Origin of the sequence: Nocardia ignorata NBRC 108230 (genome assembly GCF_001612905.1) — a bacterium.
In the GTDB taxonomy this organism is placed as follows: Bacteria; Actinomycetota; Actinomycetes; order Mycobacteriales; family Mycobacteriaceae; genus Nocardia; species Nocardia ignorata.
Genome location: NZ_BDBI01000052.1, coordinates 1 through 22,398 on the forward strand (window position 1 = coordinate 1; position 22,398 = coordinate 22,398).

25 protein-coding genes and 1 pseudogene are annotated in these 22,398 nt (G+C 68.3%); 17 read left to right on the forward strand and 9 right to left on the reverse strand.

The features are described from left to right. Positions 1-184 precede the first annotated feature (184 nt). The 5 genes from NI2_RS31510 to NI2_RS31530 are packed head-to-tail and all read left to right on the forward strand — an operon-like array spanning position 185 to position 4,946. Positions 185-1,270 (forward strand): sugar ABC transporter substrate-binding protein, encoded by a 1,086-nt coding sequence (locus NI2_RS31510; RefSeq protein ID WP_067498703.1) that lies wholly within the window; start codon positions 185-187, stop codon positions 1,268-1,270. Continuing rightward, positions 1,270-2,025: an ATP-binding cassette domain-containing protein gene (locus tag NI2_RS31515; RefSeq protein ID WP_067498705.1), complete on the forward strand. Its 756-nt coding sequence runs from the start codon at positions 1,270-1,272 to the stop codon at positions 2,023-2,025. Before NI2_RS31510 ends, NI2_RS31515 begins: the two co-directional genes overlap by 1 nt. Continuing rightward, on the forward strand, positions 2,022-3,263 hold the full coding sequence (locus NI2_RS31520) for a sugar ABC transporter permease (protein ID WP_067498707.1): 1,242 nt from the start codon (positions 2,022-2,024) through the stop codon (positions 3,261-3,263). The genes NI2_RS31515 and NI2_RS31520 overlap by 4 nt, the downstream gene beginning before the upstream one ends. Before the next feature lie 25 nt (positions 3,264-3,288). Next, positions 3,289-4,485, forward strand: a complete 1,197-nt coding sequence (locus NI2_RS31525; RefSeq protein ID WP_067498709.1) for an ROK family transcriptional regulator — start codon at positions 3,289-3,291, stop codon at positions 4,483-4,485. A gap of 32 nt (positions 4,486-4,517) precedes the next feature. Next, complete coding sequence (locus NI2_RS31530) at positions 4,518-4,946, forward strand: nitroreductase family deazaflavin-dependent oxidoreductase (RefSeq protein ID WP_067498711.1); 429 nt, start codon at positions 4,518-4,520, stop codon at positions 4,944-4,946. Positions 4,947-4,950: 4 nt separating this feature from the next. On the opposite strand, the gene NI2_RS31535 is transcribed toward NI2_RS31530, so the two are convergent. Genes NI2_RS31535 through NI2_RS31545 form a run of 3 tightly spaced genes read right to left on the reverse strand, consistent with a single transcriptional unit; the run spans position 4,951 to position 7,831 of the window. After that, positions 4,951-5,985 (reverse strand): ABC transporter substrate-binding protein, encoded by a 1,035-nt coding sequence (locus NI2_RS31535; RefSeq protein WP_174552260.1) that lies wholly within the window; start codon positions 5,983-5,985, stop codon positions 4,951-4,953. Then, positions 5,982-6,803 (reverse strand): ABC transporter ATP-binding protein, encoded by an 822-nt coding sequence (locus NI2_RS31540; protein ID WP_067498713.1) that lies wholly within the window; start codon positions 6,801-6,803, stop codon positions 5,982-5,984. Before NI2_RS31540 ends, NI2_RS31535 begins: the two co-directional genes overlap by 4 nt. Next, positions 6,800-7,831: a FecCD family ABC transporter permease gene (locus NI2_RS31545; RefSeq protein WP_067498715.1), complete on the reverse strand. Its 1,032-nt coding sequence runs from the start codon at positions 7,829-7,831 to the stop codon at positions 6,800-6,802. The genes NI2_RS31540 and NI2_RS31545 overlap by 4 nt, the downstream gene beginning before the upstream one ends. Positions 7,832-8,231: 400 nt before the next feature. Between NI2_RS31545 and NI2_RS31550 the strand changes: the two genes are divergently transcribed. Both NI2_RS31550 and NI2_RS35465 read left to right on the forward strand, forming a co-directional pair. Further along, positions 8,232-8,861: a type 2 periplasmic-binding domain-containing protein gene (locus NI2_RS31550; RefSeq protein ID WP_243750126.1), complete on the forward strand. Its 630-nt coding sequence runs from the start codon at positions 8,232-8,234 to the stop codon at positions 8,859-8,861. A 106-nt stretch (positions 8,862-8,967) separates the two neighbouring features. After that, positions 8,968-9,379: pseudogene (locus tag NI2_RS35465) on the forward strand (LLM class flavin-dependent oxidoreductase); the annotation flags it as partial. A gap of 182 nt (positions 9,380-9,561) precedes the next feature. Here the strand turns inward: NI2_RS35465 and NI2_RS31555 are convergent. After that, entirely contained in the window at positions 9,562-10,152 is a 591-nt protein-coding gene (locus tag NI2_RS31555; protein WP_133734243.1) for a TIGR03086 family metal-binding protein, read from the reverse strand. 62 nt (positions 10,153-10,214) lie between these two features. On the opposite strand from NI2_RS31555, the gene NI2_RS31560 reads away from it, so the two are divergent. Both NI2_RS31560 and NI2_RS31565 read left to right on the forward strand, forming a co-directional pair. Then, complete coding sequence (locus tag NI2_RS31560) at positions 10,215-10,973, forward strand: helix-turn-helix domain-containing protein (protein WP_133734244.1); 759 nt, start codon at positions 10,215-10,217, stop codon at positions 10,971-10,973. A 45-nt stretch (positions 10,974-11,018) separates the two neighbouring features. Next, the gene (locus NI2_RS31565) at positions 11,019-12,155 is read left to right on the forward strand and encodes an alpha/beta fold hydrolase (protein ID WP_067498717.1); all 1,137 of its coding nucleotides are present in this window, start codon (positions 11,019-11,021) and stop codon (positions 12,153-12,155) included. A gap of 4 nt (positions 12,156-12,159) precedes the next feature. On the opposite strand, the gene NI2_RS31570 is transcribed toward NI2_RS31565, so the two are convergent. Beyond that, complete coding sequence (locus tag NI2_RS31570) at positions 12,160-12,744, reverse strand: TetR/AcrR family transcriptional regulator C-terminal domain-containing protein (protein WP_067498719.1); 585 nt, start codon at positions 12,742-12,744, stop codon at positions 12,160-12,162. Positions 12,745-12,883: 139 nt separating this feature from the next. Here NI2_RS31570 and bioB point away from each other — a divergent pair, with 139 nt between their 5' ends. The 5 genes from bioB (at position 12,884) to NI2_RS34585 (ending at position 15,670) form a co-directional block, all read left to right on the forward strand. Next, complete coding sequence (gene bioB, locus NI2_RS31575; RefSeq protein WP_067498720.1) at positions 12,884-13,897, forward strand: biotin synthase BioB; 1,014 nt, start codon at positions 12,884-12,886, stop codon at positions 13,895-13,897. A gap of 60 nt (positions 13,898-13,957) precedes the next feature. Further along, the gene (gene bsaP / locus NI2_RS31580; protein ID WP_067498764.1) at positions 13,958-14,167 is read left to right on the forward strand and encodes a biotin synthase auxiliary protein BsaP; all 210 of its coding nucleotides are present in this window, start codon (positions 13,958-13,960) and stop codon (positions 14,165-14,167) included. 8 nt (positions 14,168-14,175) lie between these two features. Beyond that, positions 14,176-14,817, forward strand: a complete 642-nt coding sequence (locus tag NI2_RS31585) for a DUF2567 domain-containing protein (RefSeq protein WP_243750127.1) — start codon at positions 14,176-14,178, stop codon at positions 14,815-14,817. 70 nt (positions 14,818-14,887) lie between these two features. Continuing rightward, on the forward strand, positions 14,888-15,421 hold the full coding sequence (locus NI2_RS31590; RefSeq protein ID WP_067498724.1) for a DUF1353 domain-containing protein: 534 nt from the start codon (positions 14,888-14,890) through the stop codon (positions 15,419-15,421). A gap of 90 nt (positions 15,422-15,511) precedes the next feature. Next, complete coding sequence (locus NI2_RS34585) at positions 15,512-15,670, forward strand: hypothetical protein (protein ID WP_166655832.1); 159 nt, start codon at positions 15,512-15,514, stop codon at positions 15,668-15,670. A gap of 3 nt (positions 15,671-15,673) precedes the next feature. On the opposite strand, the gene NI2_RS31595 is transcribed toward NI2_RS34585, so the two are convergent. Together NI2_RS31595 and NI2_RS31600 are read right to left on the reverse strand one after the other, a co-directional pair. Continuing rightward, positions 15,674-16,165, reverse strand: coding sequence for a nitroreductase/quinone reductase family protein (locus NI2_RS31595; protein WP_067498726.1), 492 nt, complete (start codon positions 16,163-16,165; stop codon positions 15,674-15,676). A 58-nt stretch (positions 16,166-16,223) separates the two neighbouring features. Continuing rightward, positions 16,224-16,940: an NUDIX hydrolase gene (locus NI2_RS31600; RefSeq protein WP_067498728.1), complete on the reverse strand. Its 717-nt coding sequence runs from the start codon at positions 16,938-16,940 to the stop codon at positions 16,224-16,226. Positions 16,941-17,018: 78 nt separating this feature from the next. Here NI2_RS31600 and nadA point away from each other — a divergent pair, with 78 nt between their 5' ends. The 3 genes from nadA (at position 17,019) to nadC (ending at position 20,897) form a co-directional block, all read left to right on the forward strand. Further along, positions 17,019-18,056, forward strand: a complete 1,038-nt coding sequence (nadA, locus tag NI2_RS31605; RefSeq protein ID WP_067498729.1) for a quinolinate synthase NadA — start codon at positions 17,019-17,021, stop codon at positions 18,054-18,056. 32 nt (positions 18,057-18,088) lie between these two features. Further along, positions 18,089-19,834: an L-aspartate oxidase gene (locus NI2_RS31610; RefSeq protein ID WP_067498731.1), complete on the forward strand. Its 1,746-nt coding sequence runs from the start codon at positions 18,089-18,091 to the stop codon at positions 19,832-19,834. 202 nt (positions 19,835-20,036) lie between these two features. Beyond that, entirely contained in the window at positions 20,037-20,897 is an 861-nt protein-coding gene (nadC, locus tag NI2_RS31615; RefSeq protein WP_067498733.1) for a carboxylating nicotinate-nucleotide diphosphorylase, read from the forward strand. Between the two features lie 42 nt (positions 20,898-20,939). On the opposite strand, the gene NI2_RS31620 is transcribed toward nadC, so the two are convergent. Both NI2_RS31620 and NI2_RS31625 read right to left on the reverse strand, forming a co-directional pair. After that, positions 20,940-22,133: a type II toxin-antitoxin system HipA family toxin gene (locus tag NI2_RS31620; protein ID WP_067498735.1), complete on the reverse strand. Its 1,194-nt coding sequence runs from the start codon at positions 22,131-22,133 to the stop codon at positions 20,940-20,942. Then, on the reverse strand, positions 22,130-22,330 hold the full coding sequence (locus tag NI2_RS31625) for a helix-turn-helix domain-containing protein (RefSeq protein WP_067498766.1): 201 nt from the start codon (positions 22,328-22,330) through the stop codon (positions 22,130-22,132). Before NI2_RS31625 ends, NI2_RS31620 begins: the two co-directional genes overlap by 4 nt. Positions 22,331-22,398: the final 68 nt, after the last annotated feature.

Genomic DNA, 22,398 nt, shown 5'->3' on the forward strand with positions numbered 1-22,398 from the left:
CCGGACCAAATTCAGCCGTCGAGCTGGGCGGATGCGCCGCTCGTTGCTTGATTGTTATCGCCGACAACAAATCCTTTGCTCAATCCGCTGTGCAATCGGACGGGCTCGAATAAGTTGTCGAGCACAACATTCGCTCCAGCTCGTCCGCCCAGGCGGGCGGTGGTTCCACGAAAGGCCCACCCTCATGCGTCAGGGGATCTTCGGCATCGCGGCCGTCTCGATCGCACTTCTCACCTCGGTCACCGCCTGCGGTGGTGACGACAGCAGCTCCAGCTCAGGCAGCGGCGCCAGGATCGGCGTGATCCTGCCCGACAGCAAGACCTCGGCGCGGTGGGAGACGGCGGACCGCAAGTACCTGCAGCAGGCGTTCGACGAGGCCGGGATCAAGGCCGACATCCAGAACGCGCAGGGTGACAAGAACGCCTTCCAGACCATCGCCGACCAGATGATCACCAACGGCGCCTCGGTGCTGATGATCACCAACCTCGACAGCGGCACCGGCAAGGCCGTGATCCAGAAGGCCAAGGCTCAGGGTGTCACCGTCATCGACTACGACCGGCTCACGCTGGGCGGCGGTGCGCCCTACTACGTCTCGTTCGACAACGTGAAGGTCGGCGAGCTGATGGGCAATGGTCTGGCCAAGTGTCTGACCGACAAGCAGGCCGTGAAGCCGGTCGTCGCGTATCTCAACGGCGGTCCGACCGACAACAACGCGACCCTGTTCAAGAACGGCTACGACGGTGCCCTTGCGCCGAAGTTCGCCGCGGGTGAACTGGTGAAGGGGCCGGACCAGGCCGTGCCGGAGTGGGACAACACCAAGGCGGGCACGATCTTCGAGCAGATGCTCACCGGCACACCGAACCTCGGCGGCGTCGTGGCGGCGAACGACGGGCTGGCCAATGCCGCCATCGCGGTGCTGAAGAAGCAGAAGCTCAACGGTCAGGTGCCGGTGACGGGCCAGGACGCGACCGTGCAGGGACTGCAGAACGTGCTCGCCGGCGATCAGTGCATGACCGTCTATAAGGCGATCGAGCTCGAGGCCGCCGCGGGCGCGAAGCTCGCGATCGCGCTGGCCAAGGGGGAGAAGGGCGAGGCGAACAGCACCGTCGACGATCCCGAGTCGAAGACGAAGGTGCCCGCGGTACTGCTGGAGCCGAAGGCGATCTTCAAGAACAACGTCAACGATGTGGTCGCGGACGGATTCGTCGACAAGGCCGAGCTGTGCGCTGATGAGTTCGCCAAACTCTGTGCTGACAACGGCGTGCGCTGATGGACACCCCGGTCATCGAATTACGGGGCATCGACAAGAGTTTCGGCCCCGTCCACGTCTTGCACACGGTTGATTTCTCGGTCTACCCAGGCGAAGTGACCGCGCTGGTCGGCGACAACGGCGCCGGCAAATCGACCCTGGTCAAATGCATCGGCGGCACCCATCCGATCGATGCGGGCGAGATCCTGTTCGAGGGCGAACCGGTGCAGATCGGCAACCCACGTGACGCCGCCGAGCTCGGCATCGAGATCGTGTATCAGGACCTTGCGCTCTGCGACAACCTCGACATCGTGCAGAACATGTTTCTCGGCCGTGAACGCAAGCACGGGATCGTGCTCGACGAATACGGCATGGAGGAACTGGCCGGGCGCACCCTGGCCGGGCTGTCGGTGCGGACCGTCAAATCGGTGCGGCAGAAGGTGGCGAGCCTGTCGGGCGGTCAGCGTCAGACCGTGGCCATCGCCAAAGCGGTGCTGTGGAACAGCAAGGTGGTGATTCTGGACGAACCGACCGCCGCACTCGGCGTCGCCCAGACCCAGCAGGTGCTGGAACTGGTGCGCCGGCTGGCCGACAAAGGTCTTGCGGTGGTGCTGATCTCGCACAACATGAACGACGTGTTCGCGGTCTCCGATCGGATCGCGGCGTTGTATCTGGGCCGGATGGCCGCGCAGGTCCGCACCACCGACGTGACCCATTCGCAGGTGGTCGAGCTGATCACCTCCGGCCGCAGCGGCAGTCTCGGGGTGAAGGCATGAGCACGACGGTGACGGAGAAGAGCACGGCCGTGACGGCTCCGGTCAGCGAACTGGTGAACTCGTATGTCGGACGGGTGCGCAGTGGGAACATGGGGGCGTTGCCCTCGGTGATCGCGCTTGTGGTGCTGTCGGTGGTGTTCTGGATCGCGCGGCCGGTGTTCATGACGCAAGGCAATATCGCGAATCTGTTCACCCAGGGCGCCGCCATCGCGGTGATCGCCATGGGGTTGATCTTCGTACTGTTGCTCGGCGAGATCGACCTGTCGGCCGGGTTCACCAGTGGAGTGTGCGCGGCGGTGCTCGCGGTGCTGCTCACCGACAAGGGCTGGCCCTGGTATTCGGCGGTGCTCGTCGCGCTGCTCACCGGTGTGGTGATCGGGCTGGCCATCGGGGCGATCGTGGTGAAGATCGGGGTGCCCTCGTTCGTGGTGACCCTCGCGGCGTTCCTGGCGCTGCAGGGCGTGGCGCTCAAGATCATGGACAACGGGCGCAATATCTCCATCCACGACGAGACCATCCTCGCCATCGCGAACAAGAACGTGCCGCCGCTGCTCGGCTGGGTGATGTACGCGGTGCTGCTTGCCGGGTTCGGGTTCGTGCAGTACCGGAAGCTGCGGGCACGTACCCAGCTCGGGCTCACCGGCGAGAGTGCCGCGGTGGTGACGTTGCGGATCGCGGCGGTGGCGGTGGTCGCCGGTGTCGCGGTGGCGATCCTCAACGACGAACGCAGCCGCAATCCCGAAGTCAACTCGTTGCAGGGCATGCCGATCGTGGTGCCGATCATCGTGGCGTTGTTGCTGCTGTGGACGTTCGTGCTCAATCGCACCTCGTTCGGGCGCCACATCTACGCGGTGGGCGGCAATGTGGAAGCGGCTCGGCGCGCGGGTATTCCGGTGGACCGGATCAAGATCAGCGCCTTCGTGCTCTGTTCGACGATGGCCGCGGTCGGCGGTTTGATCGCCGCGTCGCGAGCCAACTCGGTCGATCCGAACACCGGTGGGTCCGATGTGCTGCTGACGGCGGTCGGTGCGGCGGTGATCGGCGGCACCAGCCTGTTCGGTGGTCGCGGCCGGATGCTCGACGCGGTGCTCGGTGCCGCCGTGGTCGCGGTCATCAACAACGGGATGGGCCTGATGGGCTACAGCGCGGGCACGAAATTCGTTGTGACAGGATTTGTTCTGCTGCTCGCGGCGGGGGTGGACGCGCTGTCGCGCAAGCGTTCGCTGCCAGGAAGTTGACCGACGACGGGGAAGGGAGGGCCGGATGAAAGCAGCACCCTCCCCGGACGAGATCCGCCGCCGGAATCTCGCGGTGCTGCTGCGCCACGTCCACGTGAGCGGACCGTTGTCGCGGGCGGAGCTCGCCGAGCGAATGGGCTTGAACCGCAGCACGATCCTCGCCCTGACCACCGACCTCGCCGCCGCGGGGTTGGTGCGGGAGGAGTTGCCGGGACAGACCGGGAAAGCGGGGCGGCCGTCGCTGGTGGTGCGCCCCGAATCCGACCGGGTCTACGTCCTCGCGCTGGACGTGGGTGCCGACCGGCTCGCGGTGGCGCGCGTCGGTTTGGGTGGCGCGATCATCGACCGGTGCGAAATGCCGCGTGACGCGGGTACTTTCGATCCGGATGTGGTGATCGCCGAACTGGCGCGGATGACGGAATCGATGATGCACGCGGCGCACAAGGGTGCGGTGTGCGTCGGTGTGGGGCTCGCGTTCTGCGGGATGGTGCGCGAGCGCGACGGGGTGGTGCGGTACGGGCCCAATATCGGGTGGGTGGATGTGCCGGTCGGGGCGTTGCTGTCCGAAAGGCTCGGTGTGCCTGTCGCGGTGGGCAACAACGCGAACCTCGGGGCGATCGCCGAGCGTGAACGTGGTGTCGGGGCGGGGGTACGCGACCTGATCTATCTGCACGGTGAGGTCGGGATCGGTGGCGGCGTCATCATGGGTGGCGAACTGCTCGGTGGCGAAGGCGGATACGGGGGCGAGGTCGGGCACATGATCGTGAATCCCGGCGGCCGGGCCTGCCGATGCGGCTCGCGGGGTTGTCTGGAAGCCGAGGCCGGTGAGCTCGCCCTGATCGCGGCGGCCGGTCGCAACGACCTGACCGGCCGGGCGGCGGTCGCGGCGATCGTCGACGCGGCGGCGCGCGGCGACGCCGACGCCCGCGACGCGCTGCACCAGGTGGGGGACTGGCTCGGGTACGGCGTGGCCAACCTGGTCAACGTGTTCAACCCGACCATGGTGGTGTTCGGTGGGGTCCTGCGTGAGATCTACCTGGCTGCCGCGGCGCAGGTGCGCAGCCGGCTGGCGGTCGACGGGCTGCTCGCGGTCCGCGAGCGGGTCCGGTTGCGCACCTCCGCGCTCGCCGACGACGCCCCGCTCGTCGGCGCCGCCGAACTGGCCTTCGCCGAGCTGCTCACCGATCCGTTGCAGACCCTGGCCCGCGCGCAAAACAGCTGACCTGCGTGCGAGCACCGAGTAGATTTGCCGATATGCCAAGTGACCTGCAGCTGAAGATCATGAACGGCGTTCACCGTGCGCTGCTCGCCGTCACCGGTGGGCGAATCGGCAAGACCGTGATGGGGATGCCGTCGCTCGAACTGACCACGATCGGACGCAAGTCGGGTCAGCCGCGTTCGGTAATGCTCACGGCTCCGATCCTGGAGGAGGACCGGATCGTCGTCGTCGCCTCGCGCGGCGGCGATCCCACCCATCCCGCCTGGTTCCTGAACCTGCGCGACAACCCCGAGGTCGAGGTCGCCGTGCAGAACGGTCCGCGCACACCGATGATCGCCCGCGTCGCGACGGAAGCCGAACGGGCGGACCTGTGGCCGCAGGTCGTCGCGACGTACAAGGGATACGGCGACTACCAGACCAAGACCACCCGCGAGATCCCGCTGGTCCTGCTCACCCCGCGCTGACCGGTCAGCGCACCGCGTCGTCGGCGCGTGGGACCACGGTCGAGGCGGGCACCAGATTCCAGACCTCCAATCGCTTGCGGATCTGCTCGGCGGCGTCGATGTTGAGCGGTCCGCTCGTCCACAGGGCGTAGGGCAGATTGAAGAAGCGGCTCTCCCGCACCGCCCGCAGGTTGTTGATGCCGGGCTTGCCGCGCAGTATGTCGACCTTCTGCGCGTAGGTCTGGCCGGGGTAGTCGACGAACATGATGGCGTCGGGGTCGGCGGCGGCCAGGCGCTCCCAGGAGACCTTGGTCCAGGTATCGGCGACGTCGTCGAGGATGTTGCGGGCGCCCGCCGCCTCCAGGATCGCCTGGGGCGCACCGAATTTCCCGCTCGAGTAGATGGTGTCGGTGCCGCTGTCGAAGAGGAAGACGGTGGGGGCCTTCGCCGGTTTCGGTGCGGCCGCCAGGGCCGCCAGCCTGGTGTCGAGATCGGCGGTGATCTCGCTCGCGCGGGCGGTGCGGCCGGTGATGACACCCAGATCGGTGAGATCGGTGCGCAGCGCCGTCCACGGTTCGACGGTGCCGCGCGCGGCGCCCCCGTCGGCCTGGCGGCAGCTCTCGGTGAGTACGTAGGCGGCGATGCCGTCCTTGCGCAAGGCGGCGGGGGTGAGGTTGCTCGCCTCGTCGTAACCATAGCTCCAACCGGCGACCATCACGTCGGGCCGTTGGGCGAGAACCGTTTCACGCGAAGGATATTCGGGAGCGACATCATTGAGGCCGTCGACGATCTCGGCGCCGTAGTGGGCGCGCAGGGTGGCCGCGTCGCGTTGGACGCTGGAGACCGCCGCCACCTGATCCTGGGCACCCAGTGCCAGCACCATGGAAATGAGATTGCCGTCGTTGACGAACATGCGCTGCGCGGGTGCCGGAAAACGATTCTCCACACCGCAATTGCGGACCGTCACGGCGGTCGCGGATTCGGCGGACGTTCCGGCGCAGGCCGCGAGTACGGCGGCGAGTGCGGTGGTGGCCAGGATCCGGCCGGGGTTCTTGTTCATCGTCGTGCCTCTCGCGGGGTGATCAACAAATGGTCCTCGCCGGTGACCGGATGCCGGACCCGGTTGGCGTCGACACCGAACACCTCGGCGACGACGGCGGGAGAGAGCGCTTCGGCCGGCGGTGCGGGCGGACGCGCACGTCCCTTGTGCAGCACGATGATCCGATCGCAATAGCGGTCAGCCAGCGACAGGTCGTGCAGGGCGGCCACCACCGTGCGGCGCAGACCGCGGACCAGGGTGAGCAATTCGAGCTGATGGGTGACGTCGAGATGGTTGGTCGGCTCGTCGAGCAGCAGGACGGGGGTGTCCTGGACGAGTGCGCGGGCCAGCAGGACCCGTTGACGTTCGCCACCGGAGAGTTGGCGCACCGGTCGTCCGGCGAAGCCGTGCAGATCGACCGACGCCAACGCCTGTGTCGCACGCTGTTGTTCGCGTGGTGCGTCCAGACCCCACGGCGGCAGGTACGGGGTGAGCCCCAGCGCCACGACCTCGCCGACCAGCATGTCGTCGGGTGGTATCTCGTCCTGGGCGACCAGCGCGACGGTCGCGGCGCGGCGGCGGGGCCGCAGATCGTGCAGGACCCGGTCGTCGACGAGTACCCGGCCGGAACGGGGGCGGTGCACACCGGACAAGGTACGCAGCAGCGTGGTTTTGCCGCTGCCGTTGGGGCCGACGATGCCGACGGTCTCACCCGGCTCGATCGAGAAGTCCACCTCCGCGAGAACAGTGCGTCGGCCGATGGCGCAGGTGAGCTCGCGCGCATGGAGCCTGCCGTGTTCGAGAAGCGGCGGCTCGGCGGCCGGTTCGTCGGTGCTCATGAGGTGCCGAACCGGTAGCGGCGTCTGCCCATCAGCAGCAGGAAAGTGGGGGCGCCGATGAGGCCGGTGAGGACACCGACCGGAATCTCGGTGGGGCGCACCAGCACCCGGGTGGCGGCATCGGCGACCACCAGGAACAACGCCCCGCACAGTGCGCAGGCGGGCAGCAGATCGCGATGCCGTGGGCCGACGATCATGCGCGCGGCATGCGGGACGACCAGGCCGACGAAACCGATCCCACCCGACACCGCGACCAGCACACCGACGAGCACCGCGAGCAGCACGAACAACCCGATCCGCAGGCCGGTCACCGGCACACCGAGCGAGGAGGCGGTGTCGGCGCCCAGGGTGAGGGCGTCGAGCCAGCCCGCGATCGCGACCAGGATCGTGGCACAGAGCGCGACGACGATCAGCGGGAGGGCGAGGGTCGACCAGTCGGCGCCCGCGAGGCTGCCGAGCAGCCAGAACAGCACCGATTCGGCAGCGGCGGGATCGGTGCTGCGGAACACCAGGTAGCTGCTGCACGCGGCGAATGCCGAGCCGAGCACGGTACCGGTGAGCACCAGCCGCAACGGGGTGAGTCCGCCCTGCGCAAGGGCGATGAGGAACACGAGGGTCGCCGCACCGAAAGCGCCCGCCAGCGCACCGCCGGACAACGCCCACATGCCTGCTCCCGCGAACAGGCCGGAGGTGATCACGGCCGCCGCACCGACGGCCGCGCCGGAGGAGACACCGAGCAGGTAGGGGTCGGCGAGCGGGTTGCGGACCAGGGTCTGCATCGCGGCACCCGCCACCGCGAGACCGGCACCGACCACGGCGGCGAGGATGGTGCGCGGGACGCGTAGCTGCCAGACGATGGTGTCGATGCCGGGGTCGGTGGGGGTGGTTCCGGTGAGCCGGGCGCCGAGGGTGTCGAGCACCGCGCGCACGGGAACGGTTTCCGCGCCGAAGCCGGTGGCGGCGATCATGGCGACCAGCAGCAACACCGCGAGCACGGGTAGTGCGAGCGAGATCCGTGCACGGATCATCGCGGATTCTCCAGAGGCAAGGCGCGGCCCTTTCAGAGGGTGCCCGGCGAGGGAGGTCTGACTTTCGCCGTGAGGCGATCACAGTGGCGCGACCGTCCCGGAATTGCACCGGATTCCCGCACCCACCGGGGATGACCCACCGACTGTAGCGCGGCACCGGGTGCCGGCACAGCGCCGGGTTCGGCTCACGGTAAGGCAAAGGGTGTTCGCCGAACACCTCTGGGCACGGCCTGCGTGGCCGCGTCACCGCCGCGTTTCTCGCGGTGGCCACCGCCGCGACTCTCGGCCTGACCGGATGCGCGGGCGGTGACGACAAGCCGCTCGGCACCCCCGACGCGCCGCCGCCGACCCGAGGTTCCGCCGGGTACCACCCTCGTGGTCGCCGCCCAGCAGGAGCGGTTTGCAGCATGCGCTTCGGCTCTCGGGGGAGCTGGACAAGCTGCCGTTCAAGATCGAGTTCGCGAACTTCGTCGGCGGGGCAGGACGTGCCGATCGCCGGCTCGTACCAGACCAACCCCCAGGCGCTGAAACTCGCTGTCACTCCGGGCTTGTCGATGCGGCGCCGCTGATCGAACCGAATGTGACCAGGTTGCTGCCCACCCTCCGGCACTTCGCTGATCCCGGATTCGGAGACGAGCGGCATCTACAGCGGGCTCGCCTATCTGTACGCGCGGCGTGCCATGGTGCAGGATCCGGCGAAGCGGCCGCGAGCCGGGCGTTGGTCGGCGCGTTCGTGCGGGCCTGGCACTGGACCAACACCCACAGCGCCGAATGGGCCGACGCGTACTACGTGCGCAACCAGGAGGTGAGCCCCGACGACGCGCGGCGGATCGTGGAATCGCTCGGCACCTATACGTTCCCGCACCTGGACCGGCAGCCGGTCGCACGTCAGCAGAGCACGATCGACGCGATCGATGCCGCCGGTGAGTTGCCGCAAAAGATCACCGCCGCCGACGGTTTCGACCTGCGTTTCGATGCGGCGATCACCGAGGCCGTCACCGCGAGCGGCGTGTCATATTGCGGGGTATAGATATTGCGATCCATCGCGGAGAGTCCCGGACGGCGCGCTGTCGTGTTCCAGGATTCGCGGCTGCTGCCCCTTGTCACGGGTACTCGACAAGGTGGCGCTCGGACTCACCGACCGCGCAGGCACGCCCACCCGCACCTATTACGAGCCGTACAACCTCGCACGGTTGTTCTCCTCGCTCGACCACATCTCGGGCGGCCGAACGGGCTGGATCATCGTCGCCACCGGAACCGACGTGGCGGCAGCCGATTTCGGCCTCGACCGGGCGGCAGGCATCTACGCGGACGCGGACAAGATTCACTCGATCGATTTCGTCGCTGAATATCTGCGCGTGCGTGGGCCTTTCAACTCGGGCCGGACACCCAGGGGCGGCCCGCGCTGGTGCAGGCCGGTGCCTCCAACGAGGGGCCGTGCGTTCGCGAGCCGGTACGCCGAGGCGATTCATCACGGCGCACCAGCGCCTTTCGGATGCCCAGTTCTTCTACGCCGATATCAAGGCGAAGGCCGCGGAGTACGGGCGTGTCACCGGCGTCGCCAGCGGCACTGTTTCGCCGCCGGTTACGCGGCACTGCCTTTCACCGATTCCGTACTCGCCATGGGCGCGGCCACCATGCTGCTCGGTCCGGCGAACGGGTTGAGCAACGGTCTCATCATGACCGTCGGGCGTTCGCAGCCCCACCGGACCGGGGGCCACGGTTGTCCGCTATCGCGCGGGTGGCTGCCACTCAGGGTCGCGACCGGTGACACCGAGGATGCGTTCGATGAGGGGGGCATCGGGGGAGACCGGCACTTCGGGACCGTAGATACCCATGCCGCGCCCTTGCTCGGCGGTGGCGGCGGTTTCGGCGTAGACGTCCGCGAGGAGATCGTCGTCCCACGACACCGGCGTGCCGAGTGCTCGGGACAGGTCCCAGCCGTGCACGATCAGCTCGCCGACGACCATCCCGCCGATCATCGCCGAGGGCAGTTCCGTCGGGCCACCCATATGGGTGACGCCGTCCCACGCGGCTGGGTCACGCCAGATGGTGGCGAGTTCGTCGAGCTGCGTTTCGAGGGCCGCCGCCCAGTCTGCGGTGACCAGGTCGACGTCGGATTCGGCAGGGGCAGGCGGCGGAACACTTTCCTTACGACCCGCCCCGATCAGCGACGGGCCCCAGAACAACAGGTGATTGAGCAGAGCACGCACATCGAACTCGGCACATGGTGTCGGCGCGGTCAGCTGATCCGGTGTGACAGTACGGATGATCTTCGACAACGGCACCGCAGCGCGGGCCACACGTTCGTTCTCGGACATAGGGCCAGCCAACCACCGGGCGCCCACCCGTGTCTTGAACAAACGCGACATACACTCCCGGCGTGCAGCGAGACCCACGGGAACTCGGCGGTGCGTGGCGGACCTCGCAACGCCACACCTTCAACGAGCCGCCCGCCGAGCTGGCGGGATACGTGGAACGGTTCTGGGCGGTCGCCTGGAATTACGACCGGCCCTACCGCCAGCTGGTCGTACCGCTGCCCAATGTCCACCTCACCTGTCGGGACGGACGCGCCGAACTGCACGGCCCGTCGTCCTCACACGTGTATCGCGAGCTCTCCGGCATCGGCTCCGTGTTCGGGGTCGCCTTCCGGCCGGGAATGTTCCGGCCGTTCCTCGGCGCATCCGTCGCGTCGTTGCGCGACCGGACGATCGACGCCACAACGGTTTTCGGACCCGGCGTGACAAGTCTCACCGATGCCGAAGCGGCCTGCCGGTTCCTCGAAGCCCGGCTGCCCGAGCCCGATTCCCGCGCCGATCTCGCGGCGCGGGTGGTGGCCGGTATCGCCGCCGACCCCACCGTGACCAGGGTCGACGAGGTGGCGGATCGGTTCGGGACCACGGTGCGCGGGCTGCAGCGGCTGTTCGCGGAGTACGTCGGAATCAGTCCGAAATGGGTGATTCGGCGGTATCGGCTTCGGGAGATCACCGAGCGCCTCGCGACCGGGGAGGAGGTCGACTGGGCGGGGCTGGCCGCCGACCTCGGATACGCCGACCAAGCCCACCTCAGCCGGGATTTCCGCACCGTTTTCGGGGAGCCGCCGACGGGTTACGCACAGCGATACGACGGCTTCGGCGGCTGACGATCGTCGGGCCGGGCCCGCGGCGGGCGCCCCTACAGTGGAGATATGTCGACGTTCGAGCGGCATCCGTCCACCGTCGCGGACTACGACGACGCGCGACGGCGGGCACGGCTGCGTGAAACCCGGGTAGGACTCCGGCGCTGGGGGCGCGTCCGGATGATGGCGATGCGAGCGGTGGGGGTGGTCCTCGTCGGGCTCATCGTGTTCGCCCAGTACTGGAAGTACGACGTGATGCCCGAGCGGGCTCGGCTCGACCAGACCGCACCCGATCTGCTGCCGGTGTCGTTGCCCGCCGACTCCCGGGATTGGGATACCGCGGTGGTCGATCTGGTCGGTCTCGGTGGGGTGAACGCCGTCCCGACCGCGTCGGCGCTGCCCGTGCTGAACCGGCTCGGTGTGGTGTGGGCGGTGCGTTACGACGATGCCGGTATCGACACCAAGGTCATCGCCGACATGATCGTGCGTGCCGCCCGCTACGGCGCCGTGCGCAACATCGTGCTCGTGGGGCACAGCATGGGCGGGGTGGTCGCGCTCGAGGTGGCCCGCCACATCCATCTGGGCAGTGACCGGCGATTGGTCGGGGTGGTTCTCGACTGCACGCCGATCGATCTCCATGCAGTTCGCCCCGAAAGTCGCAGTCGCGGAGCCGAACTGCTGCGCTGGACCGGCTGGCTGCCGGGCGCGCGGGAGAGCAGGCTGCTGCGCTTCACTGTCGAAATGGCGGCCAGGCGTGAACGTTTCACCGTGCCCGGTGCCCCGTTGCCCGGAATCGACTTCGGTGAGCTGCGCGAGGTGGCCGAAGAAGTGTTGCGCGACAAGATCTTCTCCGAGAACGCGGCGAGCAACGGCCTGATCGAATCGCAGTTCCTGGCCATCGTTGCCGGCGGTGGCGCCGCCGATCTGCGGGCGCTGGCTCGCCCCAACCCTGACCGTGAACGTCCGGCCATCGTGTTCATCCGCCCCCGCGACGCCGCTCGCGACGACGTAGTCGACGTCGAGTCCTCGCATCGGGTGCTCACCGAGCACGCGGGCGGGCCCGGCGGCAACTTGCTCGTGGTGCGGGCGAACGGAACCGGTCACGCGAACCCGATCCAGCGTCCGCGCGAATACAACGCCGCGATCGAGTCGCAGGTGCTGCCGTTTCTGTTCCGCTATCAGCAGGCGGTCCGCGACCGCCGGTGAGGAATCAGCGCACCCGGGAACCGAGGATGGTGCGCACCCCGGCGATGAACAACTGCAGGCCGAAGTCGAATCGTGCGGTGGCGTCCGGTGTCTCGAACAGGGGAGTGTTGTCGGCGGGCAGGGCACCGACCGAGTCCATCTGCATGCGCGACTGTTCGTCGACGGTTTGGCCGAGTACGTAGTAGAGCAGGGTGTAGGCCGTGAGTTCGGCTTCCTCCCTCGTCATGCCCGCCCGGATCACGATGCCGGCCAGCCGTTCTCGCGCCTTGCTCGTGGTCAGCCGTGACGCGTAGGTCGCCGAGACCAGTTCGGCGCCGTCACGGTAGGCGAGCAGGCAGTCGCGCAGCCGATGCGCGAGCTCGGTGAGCTGCTCGGGCCATTCGGTGGCGGCGATCGGCTCGTCCATGGGTGCGAGGATCCGGTCGGCCACCGCACCGAGCAGCGATTGCTTGTCCTTGACGTGCCAGTACAGCGCCCCCGGCTGCACCTGTAGCGACCCGGCCAACCTGCGCATCGTCAGATCCGCCAGCCCGTACTGATCCAGAATCGTCACCGCGGCATCGACCACGTCCGTCTTCCGCAGCTGCACAGGTGTCCTTCCGCCGATTCGCGACCCGAGTGTCGTGACTCACTACTTCCCGCTACCCTATCCTGAACACCGTTCAAGTTGCACGGCCACCACCATCACCAGCGGCGCGTGCACGCCCCCGACGAAGGGACATCACGTCGTGACGCAGGCACCCGTCCGTACCGACATTCTCGCCATCGCCCGTGAGCAGGTGCTCGAGCGCGGCGTCGGCCTCACCGAGGAACAGACCGTCGAGGTGCTGCGCCTGGGCGACGACCAGCTCGAAGCGCTGCTCGAGCTGGCCCACGAGGTCCGCATGAAGTGGTGCGGGCCCGAGGTCGAGGTCGAGGGCATCATCAGCCTCAAGACCGGCGGCTGCCCCGAGGACTGCCACTTCTGCTCGCAGTCGGGCCTGTTCCAGTCGCCCGTGCGCGCCGCCTGGCTCGACATCCCCAGCCTGGTCGAGGCCGCCAAGCAGACCGCCAAGACCGGCGCCACCGAGTTCTGCATCGTCGCCGCCGTGCGCGGGCCCGACGAGCGGCTGATGGCACAGGTCGCCGCCGGTGTGGAGGCCATCCGCAACGAGGTCGACATCCAGGTGGCGTGCTCGCTGGGCATGCTCAACCAGGAGCAGGTCGACCAGCTCGCCGCCATGGGCGTGCACCGCTACAACCACAACCTCGAGACCGCCAAGTCGCACTTCCCGAAGGTCGTCACCACCCACACCTACGAGGAGCGCTGGGACACCCTGCGCATGGTGCGCGAAGCCGGCATGGAGGTGTGCTGCGGCGGCATCCTCGGCATGGGCGAGACCATCGAGCAGCGCGCGGAATTCGCCGCGCAGCTGGCCTCGCTCGAGCCCGACGAGGTGCCGTTGAACTTCCTCAACCCGCGTCCCGGCACCCCCTTCGGTGACCTCGAGGTGCTGCCCGCCGCCGACGCGCTGCGCGCGATCGCCGCGTTCCGGCTCGCGCTGCCGCGCACCATTCTGCGTTTCGCGGGCGGCCGCGAGATCACCCTCGGCGACCTCGGCGCCAAGCAGGGCATGCTCGGCGGCATCAACGCGGTGATCGTCGGCAACTACCTGACCACCCTCGGCCGCCCCGCCGAATCCGACCTCGACCTGCTCGGCGAACTGAAGATGCCGATCAAGGCGCTCAACGAAACGCTGTAAATCGCTGTGTACGATCGGGAATCGACCAGGGCCGACACGGCGACCGAGGAGGTGACCGCCATGGACGAACGCTACAACCCGTTCACGGGCAAGCGGATCGTGCCAGGGCTCGACGACGCGATGCCTGCGGCCGCCGCGCTCGGGCTGGAACCGCCACGGTTCTGTGAGCAGTGCGGGCGCCGGATGGTCGTGCAGATCAGCCCCGACGGCTGGTGGGCCAAGTGCTCGCGGCACGGCGTCACCGAATCGGCCCAGCTGGAACGCCGGTAGTGGACGCGGTGAGCGAGCCACGGCCGCAGGTGCTGCGCCGCGAGGTGATCGGCGTCGGTGCCGTGATCGTCGCCGTTCTCGCGGTGAGTGCCGCCGCCGGTGTGGTGTGGGGTCTGCTCGCGCCGACCGAACGGTTGCGGGTGACCCAGCCCGGCCGGGCCGCGGTGCTCACCGGGGAGAGCATGCACCTGTTCGACGCCGTCGGCATGTTCCTCTGTATCGGTGCGGCGGTGGCGGTGCTCACCACGATCGCGGCCTGGCGGGTGCGAATCGTGCGTGGGCCCGCGCTCGTGCTCGGACTGCTGTTCGCCTCGGCGCTCGGTGCGGCGATCATGATGTGGATGGGGGAATGGGTTGCGGGCCTGCGGTATCCGCGGCCCGATGACCCGCCTGTCGGCCAGATCATCGCCCTGCCCGCCGAAATCGGTACCGACATGGCGCTGCTCGTGCAACCGTTCCTCGCCGCGCTCGTGCTGCTGTTCCTCGCGGCCCTGCATCCCGCCGCCGACCTCGGATCGGGAGCGGTGGGGCTGCTCGGCGATCTGCGCCCCGCCGATTTCGACGACGACGAGGACTATCGCCTGCCCTACGGAGCCGAACAGTATCGGCCCAGCGGCGATTTCGACCCGAGTTCGCAACCTCGGGGCTGAGCCTCCCCACCGCGCTACCATCGGCATATCGGCAGGTAGAGAGACTGCGCGCGGCTCGAGAGGAGCAGTCGTGGCATTCATCGGTGGTGGTCCCGTCGTCGAGGGGATCGATCCGAAATTCTGGCGGCTCACCCAGCCGCTCACCTATCGAGGTGCGGTCGAAACTTTCACCGTGCCCGCGGGATTCCGCACCGACTTCGCCTCGGTGCCCCGTGCGCTCGTCTGGCTCATACCCCGCTACGGCGCCTACACCCGCGCGGCGATCCTGCACGACTATCTGTGCCGCACAGGCGAAGTCGGGCCGGCGGACGCCGACGGACTGTTCCGGCGCAGCCTTCGGGAAGCCGGTGTGTCGATACCGCGCCGCTGGATGATGTGGGCCGCGGTGCGATTCGGTTCGCGCCTGCGTGGAGCGACAGCGGGCGATGTCCTCGGCTGGTTTTTGATCGCGGTGCCCTCGGTGCTGTTCCTCGCCGTCCCGGTCGTGGTGGTGACCACCGCACTCGTGGTGTTCTGGTTCGTGGAGCTGCTCTTCTGGGCGGTCGGCCGGGTCGCCACCCACAGCGAGGTTCCGCCGCCCGCGCCACAGATGAAAACGGCCTGACCCGCATACCGTGCGGGCCGGTAAATCGGTGGATTCCGTCGGACCCGCTGCCTACCCTGGGGACGACGAATTTCGGGGGAGGACCTGGACATGAAGACCGAAGACAAGCAGGCGCCGACCGAGCGGCCCGATCTGGCAGCTTGGCGCAAGCGCCACGCGCTGCGCAGCTCGTCCGCGGCGACCGCGGTGCCGAGTGGCCGCACCTATCGACGCTCCACCAAGCACCGTGATCGGCGCTACGAATCCTGACGGCTACGCGGCTTCGCGGGTCAGCACCACCAGCGGCAGCGGCTTGTCCACCTTGGACTGGTAGTCGGCGAGCAGGGGGTTCTCGGTGAGCGCCCAGGCGGCGAACTCGTCGTACCGCTCGCCGGTGAGCACGTCGGCCCTGGCCTGGAACTTCTCCCCGCCGAGCTCGATCGTCACACTCGGGTTCGCCTTGGCGTTGTGGTACCAGGCCGGGTACCGGTCCTCGATGAACGAACTCACATACAGCACATCGCCCCTATACAGCGCACCGAGCGGAACCACATGGGGCTTACCGCTTTTCGCGCCCGTGGTCGTGAGCAACAGCAGGGTGGCGCCCGCGTAGTCACCGCCCACCTGACCGCCGTTCTCCCGGAACTCGGTGATGACGCCGTCGTTCCAGCCGGCCATCTCCTCGGCCGAGAACTCCTTGTTCCAGGGGGCATCCGGATCGTCGTAGGAGGTGACTTTTTTCGTATCCGCCGCGTTGTTGTCCATGCGAGCAGTGTGACAGCGACCACCGACAAGTTCGGGCCGTCGACGACGTCCGTCGAGGTCAGGTCGGTGGGCGAAGAGCGGCGAATTCGTCGGTGACGCGCAGGCCCGAGTCGGTGAAGCGGTAGAGGGCCGCGGGGCGGCCACCCGCGCGGCCGGAAGGTGCCGTCGCGCCGGTGGGGGTGATGACCTTGCGGCGGGTGAGGACGCGCTGGAGGTTGGTGGTGTCCACGTCGTATCCGAGTGCGGCACAGTAGATTTCGCGCAACGTCGACATGGTGAAGGTGTCGGGGGCAAGGGCGAAGGCGATATTGGTGTAGGAGAGTTTGGCGGCCAGGCGGGTACGGGCGTGGTCGACGACGGTGCGGTGGTCGAAGGACATGTCCGGCAGATTCGACACCGGGTGCCAGGTGGTGTCGGCGGGTAGTTCGGGTTCCGTGGTGAGCGGGACCAGGCCCAGGTACGCCGAGGCGATGCGACGCGGGGCGGGCACGCGGTCGGGGGCGCTGAACACAGACAGCTGCTCGAGGTGGGCCAGTTCGCGCACGTCGACCTTCTCGGCGAGCTGGCGCCTCGCCGAGGTGTCGAGGTCCTCGTCGTCGCGCAGCCTGCCGCCGGGCAGCGACCACGTTCCCTTCTGCGGATCGAGCGCGCGTTCCCACAGCAAGACCGCCAGCTCGGGGTGCTTACCGTTTCTACCTGCGGAAACGTCGGAGCCGAAGCGGCGAACCTGGAACACCGCGGTGAGCGATTCGTGGATGGTGTTACTATGGGGCACGTTTTCGATTCTAAGTCGAAAACCTGGTTTGGTGCGAATCGTGGCGCGGATGCCGCTCGCACGAGGAAGGGAGCCACCATGGCGACGACGACTACGCAGCCGACGCTGATGGGTTCGGTCTTCGACGGACCCGGCGGATACGCGGGTGTCGAAGCGACGCCGGAGTGGGCGAAGGAGGTGCGGCGGCTGGCGCGCGAGCGCAACGCCACCATTCTCGCGCACAACTACCAGCTGCCCGAGATCCAGGACGTGGCCGACCACGTCGGCGACTCGCTCGCCCTCTCGCGGATCGCGGCCGAGGCGCCGGAGGACACCATCGTGTTCTGCGGGGTGCACTTCATGGCCGAGACCGCCAAGATTCTCAGCCCGGCCAAGACCGTGCTCATCCCCGACCAGCGCGCGGGCTGCTCGCTGGCCGACTCCATCTCCGCCGAGGAACTGCGCGCCTGGAAGGCCGAGCACCCGGGGGCGATGGTGGTGTCGTACGTGAACACCACGGCCGAGGTGAAGGCGCTCACCGACATCTGCTGCACGTCGTCGAACGCCGTCGACGTGGTCGCCTCGATCGACCCGGACACCGAGGTGCTGTTCCTGCCCGACCAGTTCCTCGGCGCGCACGTCAAGCGGGTCACCGGCCGCGAGAACATGCACATCTGGGCCGGGGAGTGCCACGTGCACGCGGGCATCAACGGTGACGAACTCACCGAGCAGGCCCGCACCCACCCCGATGCCGAGCTGTTCGTGCACCCCGAGTGCGGCTGCGCCACTTCGGCGCTCTACCTCGCGGGTGAGGGCGCGTTCCCGGCCGAGCGGGTGCACATCCTCTCGACCGGCGGCATGATCGACGCGGCCAAGGCCTCCACGTCGAACCAGGTGCTGGTGGCGACCGAGGTCGGCATGCTGCACCAGCTGCGCAAGGCCGCGCCCGGCATAGATTTCCAGGCCGTGAACGACCGCGCCTCCTGCAAGTACATGAAGATGATCACCCCGGCCGCGCTGCTGCGCTGCCTGGTGGAGAACGCCGACGAGGTGCACGTCGACCCGGCCATGGCCGAGGCCGGTCGCGCGTCGGTGCAGCGGATGATCGCGATCGGCAATCCCGGCGGTGGGGAGTGATCTCCCCCGCGCGATCGAGCGGATAGACGATCATGAACGTCTCGTGGGAGGCCGAGGCCGACCTGGTGGTGATCGGCGGTGGCGTCGCCGGGCTCACCGCGGCCCGCACCGCCTCGCTGCGCGGGCTGCGGGTGCTCACCCTCAGCAAGGGCGGCCCCACCGACACCTCCACCCAGTACGCGCAGGGCGGCATCGCCGTTGTGGCGCCGCAAGGTGATTCGGTCGACTCGCATGTGCACGACACGGTCGAGGCCGGTGCCGGGCTGTGCGATATCGACGCGGTGCGCTCGATCGTCGAGGGCGGTCAGGCGGCGATCGCGGCGCTGACCGACCTGGGCGCGGTCTTCGACCTCGGCCGTGACGGGCAGATCTCGCGGACCCGCGAGGGTGGGCACAGCACGCGGCGCATCATTCACGCCGGCGGTGACGCCACCGGCGCGGAGGTGCAGCGAGCGCTCAATGCCGCCGGACTGCCGGTGCTCTTCGGTGCCGCCGCGCTGCGGGTGGTGACCGGTCCGGAGGGCGTGTGCGGTGTTGTCGCGGTGTCGGACAACGGTTTCGGCGTGGTGCACACACCCTCGGTGCTGTTGGCCACCGGTGGGCTCGGGCAGCTCTACGCCGCGAGCACCAATCCGCCCGGCGCCACCGGTGACGGGGTGGCGCTGGCGCTGTGGGCGGGAGCGGCGGTGGCCGATCTCGAATTCGTGCAGTTCCATCCGACGGTGCTCTTCACGCCCGGTGGGGTCGGGCGGCGGCCGCTGATCAGTGAGGCCGTGCGCGGCGAGGGCGCGAAACTCGTCGACTCCCACGGTGATTCGGTGACCGCGGGGGTCCATCCTCGTGGTGATCTCGCACCGCGTGATGTGGTTTCGCGGGCCATCGCGGCGCGGATGCGGGCGCTCGGTACCGATCACGTGTTCCTCGACGCGCGTCATCTCCCCGGTTTCGCGCAGCGGTTCCCGACGATCACCGCATCCTGTCTGGCCGCGGGTATCGATCCGGCCCAACAGCTGATTCCGGTCGCGCCTGCCGCGCACTACCAGTGCGGCGGAGTATCGACCGATACCTACGGGCGCACTGCAGTGCCCGGGTTGTACGCGGCGGGCGAGGTCGCCAGGACCGGACTGCACGGGGCGAACCGGTTGGCATCCAACAGCCTGCTCGAGGGGCTCGTCGTCGGTGAACGTGCGGGCGCGGCCGCCGTGGAACGCCTTGGCGTGCGGGCCCGGGTTACGGAGATCGGTTCGTGGACAGCCGAATTCGCCGAGCGGGCGGTTGTGCAGCAGGCGATGACCGAACATGCCTCGGTGGTCCGTGACGGGGACGGTCTGGCGCACGCGCTCGAGCGCATCGAGGCGGCGATCGGAACTGTGACGGTGCCGGATCCCGGTTCCGGTGAGGCGCGGCTGCCCGCTTCCGACGTGGTGTCGGTACCCGGTGCGGCCGGGCTGACCGACTCTCGCGGGGTGATGCAGTCCGAGCCCGGTGTGGCTTTCGGGTACGCCGGTCGGTGTGGTCCCGGTCAGCAGGTGGGCGAATCCGCGTCCGTGTGGGCGCGACATCTGCGGTATGTCGAGGACGCGGCGTTGACCGTCACCGCCCGGGCGCTGTTGCGTGCGGCGGCGGCGCGCGCAGAGAGCCGAGGGTGTCACACACGCTCGGATCATCCGGGTGCCGTCGACGGTCGGCGGCACAGCACGATGGTGCGCCTCGATCCGCGCGGTGGTTTCGATGTGTCGGCTATGCCGGCAGCTACCGCGGTGGTTTGCGCGCGATGAGCGTCGTCGGCCGTTCCGATGGCGACCGCAGTGCGAGGAGGTCGTCGACTCTCTCGCGCAGGCCGATCCGTCGATGGCCCCTCGCCGGCGGCCGCTCACACGGGCGGCGCGGCGAAACCTGTAGTACCCGATGAACTGTGGTGAGGCGATGACCTCCCGCTCGACCCGGCGCGAGGTGCGCCCCGAGAACAGGAGTGCAGCAATGACTCTCGATGCCGCGCTGGACCAGGACGAACTGCTGACCCTGATCCGCACCGCCCTCGACGAGGACCTGCGATACGGACCCGATGTCACCACGATGGCGACCGTGCCCGCCGACGCCGTGAGCAAGGCGTCGGTGGTCTCGCGACAGCACGGCACCGTGGCGGGCATCGATGTCGGTCTGCTCGTGCTCGACGAAGTGCTCGGCGCGGGCAGCTACGAGATCACCGGCCGAGTGGCCGACGGGACCCGGGTGGAACCCGGCACCAGCGTGCTGAGCATCGTCGCGCCGACGCGCGGTCTGCTCACCGCCGAGCGGACGATGCTCAACCTGGTCTGCCACCTGTCCGGCATCGCCACCGCCACCGCCGCCTGGGTGGACGCGGTCGAGGGCACGCGATGCCAGATCCGCGACAGCCGCAAAACCCTGCCTGGTCTGCGCGCACTGCAGAAGTACGCCGTCCGTGTCGGCGGGGGAGTCAACCACCGCATGGGACTCGGCGATGCCGCGCTCATCAAGGACAACCATGTCGTCGCGGCGGGTTCGGTCGTCGACGCCCTGCGCGCGGTCCGGGAACTGGCACCCGACATCGCCTGCGAGGTCGAGGTCGACAGCCTCGAACAGCTCGACGCCGTCCTGGCCGAGAACGTGGAACTCGTCCTGCTCGACAACTTCCCCCTCTGGCAGACCCAGGCCGCCGTCCAGCGCCGCGACGCGACTGCTCCCGACACGAAACTCGAGTCCTCGGGCGGTCTCTCCCTCGACCAGGCCGCCGACTACGCGAGCACCGGCGTCGACTATCTCGCCATCGGCGCCCTCACCCACTCGGTGCGCGTTCTCGACCTGGGTTTGGATATGTGAGCTGCCAACAGCGCCGAGGCGCTCGGCGGAGCTCTGCCAGTGCTACGAGCCGAGTGCTTGCTCGAGCTCGCCGCGACGTAGGCGCAGCTCGCGGCGCGCTCGGTTCAGCGGTGAACCGGTGAAGGGAATCCGGTCAAGATCCACCGCAGCAGCCGCGCGGAGCGCGAGTCGTTGCGCCGAAGCCGAGGCTTTGGCCGGCAAACCGATCTCCGTGGCGAAATCTGCCCAGTGCCGGGCGCGTAAGCCCTTGGTCCGACCGGCGATCGGCAGTGCCATGGATTCGTCGTCGTAGATCAAGGTGCAGGGAATGTCGTAGATGGGCGCGATATCCCAGCGGCCCTCGCTGTCCTGAAGGACGCCGACATTCTTCGCGTGCAGGTCGCCGTTGCCTGTCAACCAGGCGAACAGGAACTGTAGGTAGAGGTTTCGTGCCGCGAGGAGTGGGGTGCGCACTACACCGGTGACGGCTGCGACAACCTGGACCGCGTCGACATTGTATTTGGCGGACGGCGGCATACCCAGCAGCTGGGTGGCGTCTTCGAACGCGAGGCGGCGCCAGGTATCTCCCTCGCGAAGGCGGTCGAAGCGGTGGACGAGCAAGCCTGATTGCCCCGCTTTGTCGTGCACAAGATCCCAATCGGCGACTGCGAGTTTCAATGCGCGAGCCGCGGACAGGTGCGTGGCCTCGTTCTCGATCAGGTAGGGATACTCCGGCTGTGGGAGTTTCAGGATGAACCGACCGAAGCCGGCTGCAATCGGTGCGCTGATCATGGACGCGCTGGCCTTGTTCTGGACACCGGGGATGGCCTGCCGGTCGACATGATCGATCAGACGGCCGAATTCGAGCTCTCCGGGCGACATGCAGTCGACGAGCGCTGGAACGTCTATCGGGTCTGTGTCGTGGGGAAACACCTGAACGTCACCGGGTGCGTCTGCCCCCACGGCCAGGAGCAGGCTGAGCTCGTCGTCGGCGCTCGTCTTCACCGCGCGGCGAAGCACGGTCAAGCGGTGGCCCTCGGGCAGGAGTCCTGCGAAGAACGGCGGAACGGACCCCGATCCGCTGACAATCGGTGCGGTGTGAAGAGGCAAGGTAGAGGCGAGCGGATCACCGGAGTAGCCGGGTTCGTAGCGAAATTCGGTGCCTCCGTCGGCCGTCCTACTGATCCTGCCGGCGAGACGGCCCGCTTTGTAGACGTCCGCGCTGCGGGCTCTGCGCAATGCTTCGAAACCGGTCACGGCACCACCGTCAATGTCAGGCCCACAGCGTCGGCCACCGCGGCGACCGTTCCGATACTGGTCGAACCGCGGCCGTGTTCGATATCGCGAACCGTGCGGGTGGAAGTTGCCGCAATCTCGGCGAGTTCCTCCTGGGTCAGCCGATGACGTCGCCGCTCCGCCCGGATCTTCCCGCCGATGTCTTCGAGTGTGCCCACCATCGCCTCCGATCGGCAGAATGTTGCCGAAATGATCGTCTCGCTCCGAAGCATACGCTCGGCACCAG

Coding starts and splice junctions, on each gene's coding strand:
- NI2_RS31555 (WP_133734243.1), bottom strand. CDS start 10,152: ATGTCCGAGAACGAACGTGTGGCCCGCGCTGCGGTGCCGTTGTCGAAG.
- bsaP (WP_067498764.1), top strand. CDS start 13,958: ATGGACGAACGCTACAACCCGTTCACGGGCAAGCGGATCGTGCCAGGG.
- NI2_RS31525 (WP_067498709.1), top strand. CDS start 3,289: ATGAAAGCAGCACCCTCCCCGGACGAGATCCGCCGCCGGAATCTCGCG.
- NI2_RS31530 (WP_067498711.1), top strand. CDS start 4,518: ATGCCAAGTGACCTGCAGCTGAAGATCATGAACGGCGTTCACCGTGCG.
- NI2_RS31545 (WP_067498715.1), bottom strand. CDS start 7,831: ATGATCCGTGCACGGATCTCGCTCGCACTACCCGTGCTCGCGGTGTTG.
- NI2_RS34585 (WP_166655832.1), top strand. CDS start 15,512: ATGAAGACCGAAGACAAGCAGGCGCCGACCGAGCGGCCCGATCTGGCA.
- NI2_RS31565 (WP_067498717.1), top strand. CDS start 11,019: ATGTCGACGTTCGAGCGGCATCCGTCCACCGTCGCGGACTACGACGAC.
- NI2_RS31515 (WP_067498705.1), top strand. CDS start 1,270: ATGGACACCCCGGTCATCGAATTACGGGGCATCGACAAGAGTTTCGGC.
- nadA (WP_067498729.1), top strand. CDS start 17,019: ATGGCGACGACGACTACGCAGCCGACGCTGATGGGTTCGGTCTTCGAC.
- NI2_RS31540 (WP_067498713.1), bottom strand. CDS start 6,803: ATGAGCACCGACGAACCGGCCGCCGAGCCGCCGCTTCTCGAACACGGC.
- nadC (WP_067498733.1), top strand. CDS start 20,037: ATGACTCTCGATGCCGCGCTGGACCAGGACGAACTGCTGACCCTGATC.
- NI2_RS31520 (WP_067498707.1), top strand. CDS start 2,022: ATGAGCACGACGGTGACGGAGAAGAGCACGGCCGTGACGGCTCCGGTC.
- NI2_RS31595 (WP_067498726.1), bottom strand. CDS start 16,165: ATGGACAACAACGCGGCGGATACGAAAAAAGTCACCTCCTACGACGAT.
- NI2_RS31535 (WP_174552260.1), bottom strand. CDS start 5,985: ATGAACAAGAACCCCGGCCGGATCCTGGCCACCACCGCACTCGCCGCC.
- NI2_RS31610 (WP_067498731.1), top strand. CDS start 18,089: ATGAACGTCTCGTGGGAGGCCGAGGCCGACCTGGTGGTGATCGGCGGT.
- NI2_RS31510 (WP_067498703.1), top strand. CDS start 185: ATGCGTCAGGGGATCTTCGGCATCGCGGCCGTCTCGATCGCACTTCTC.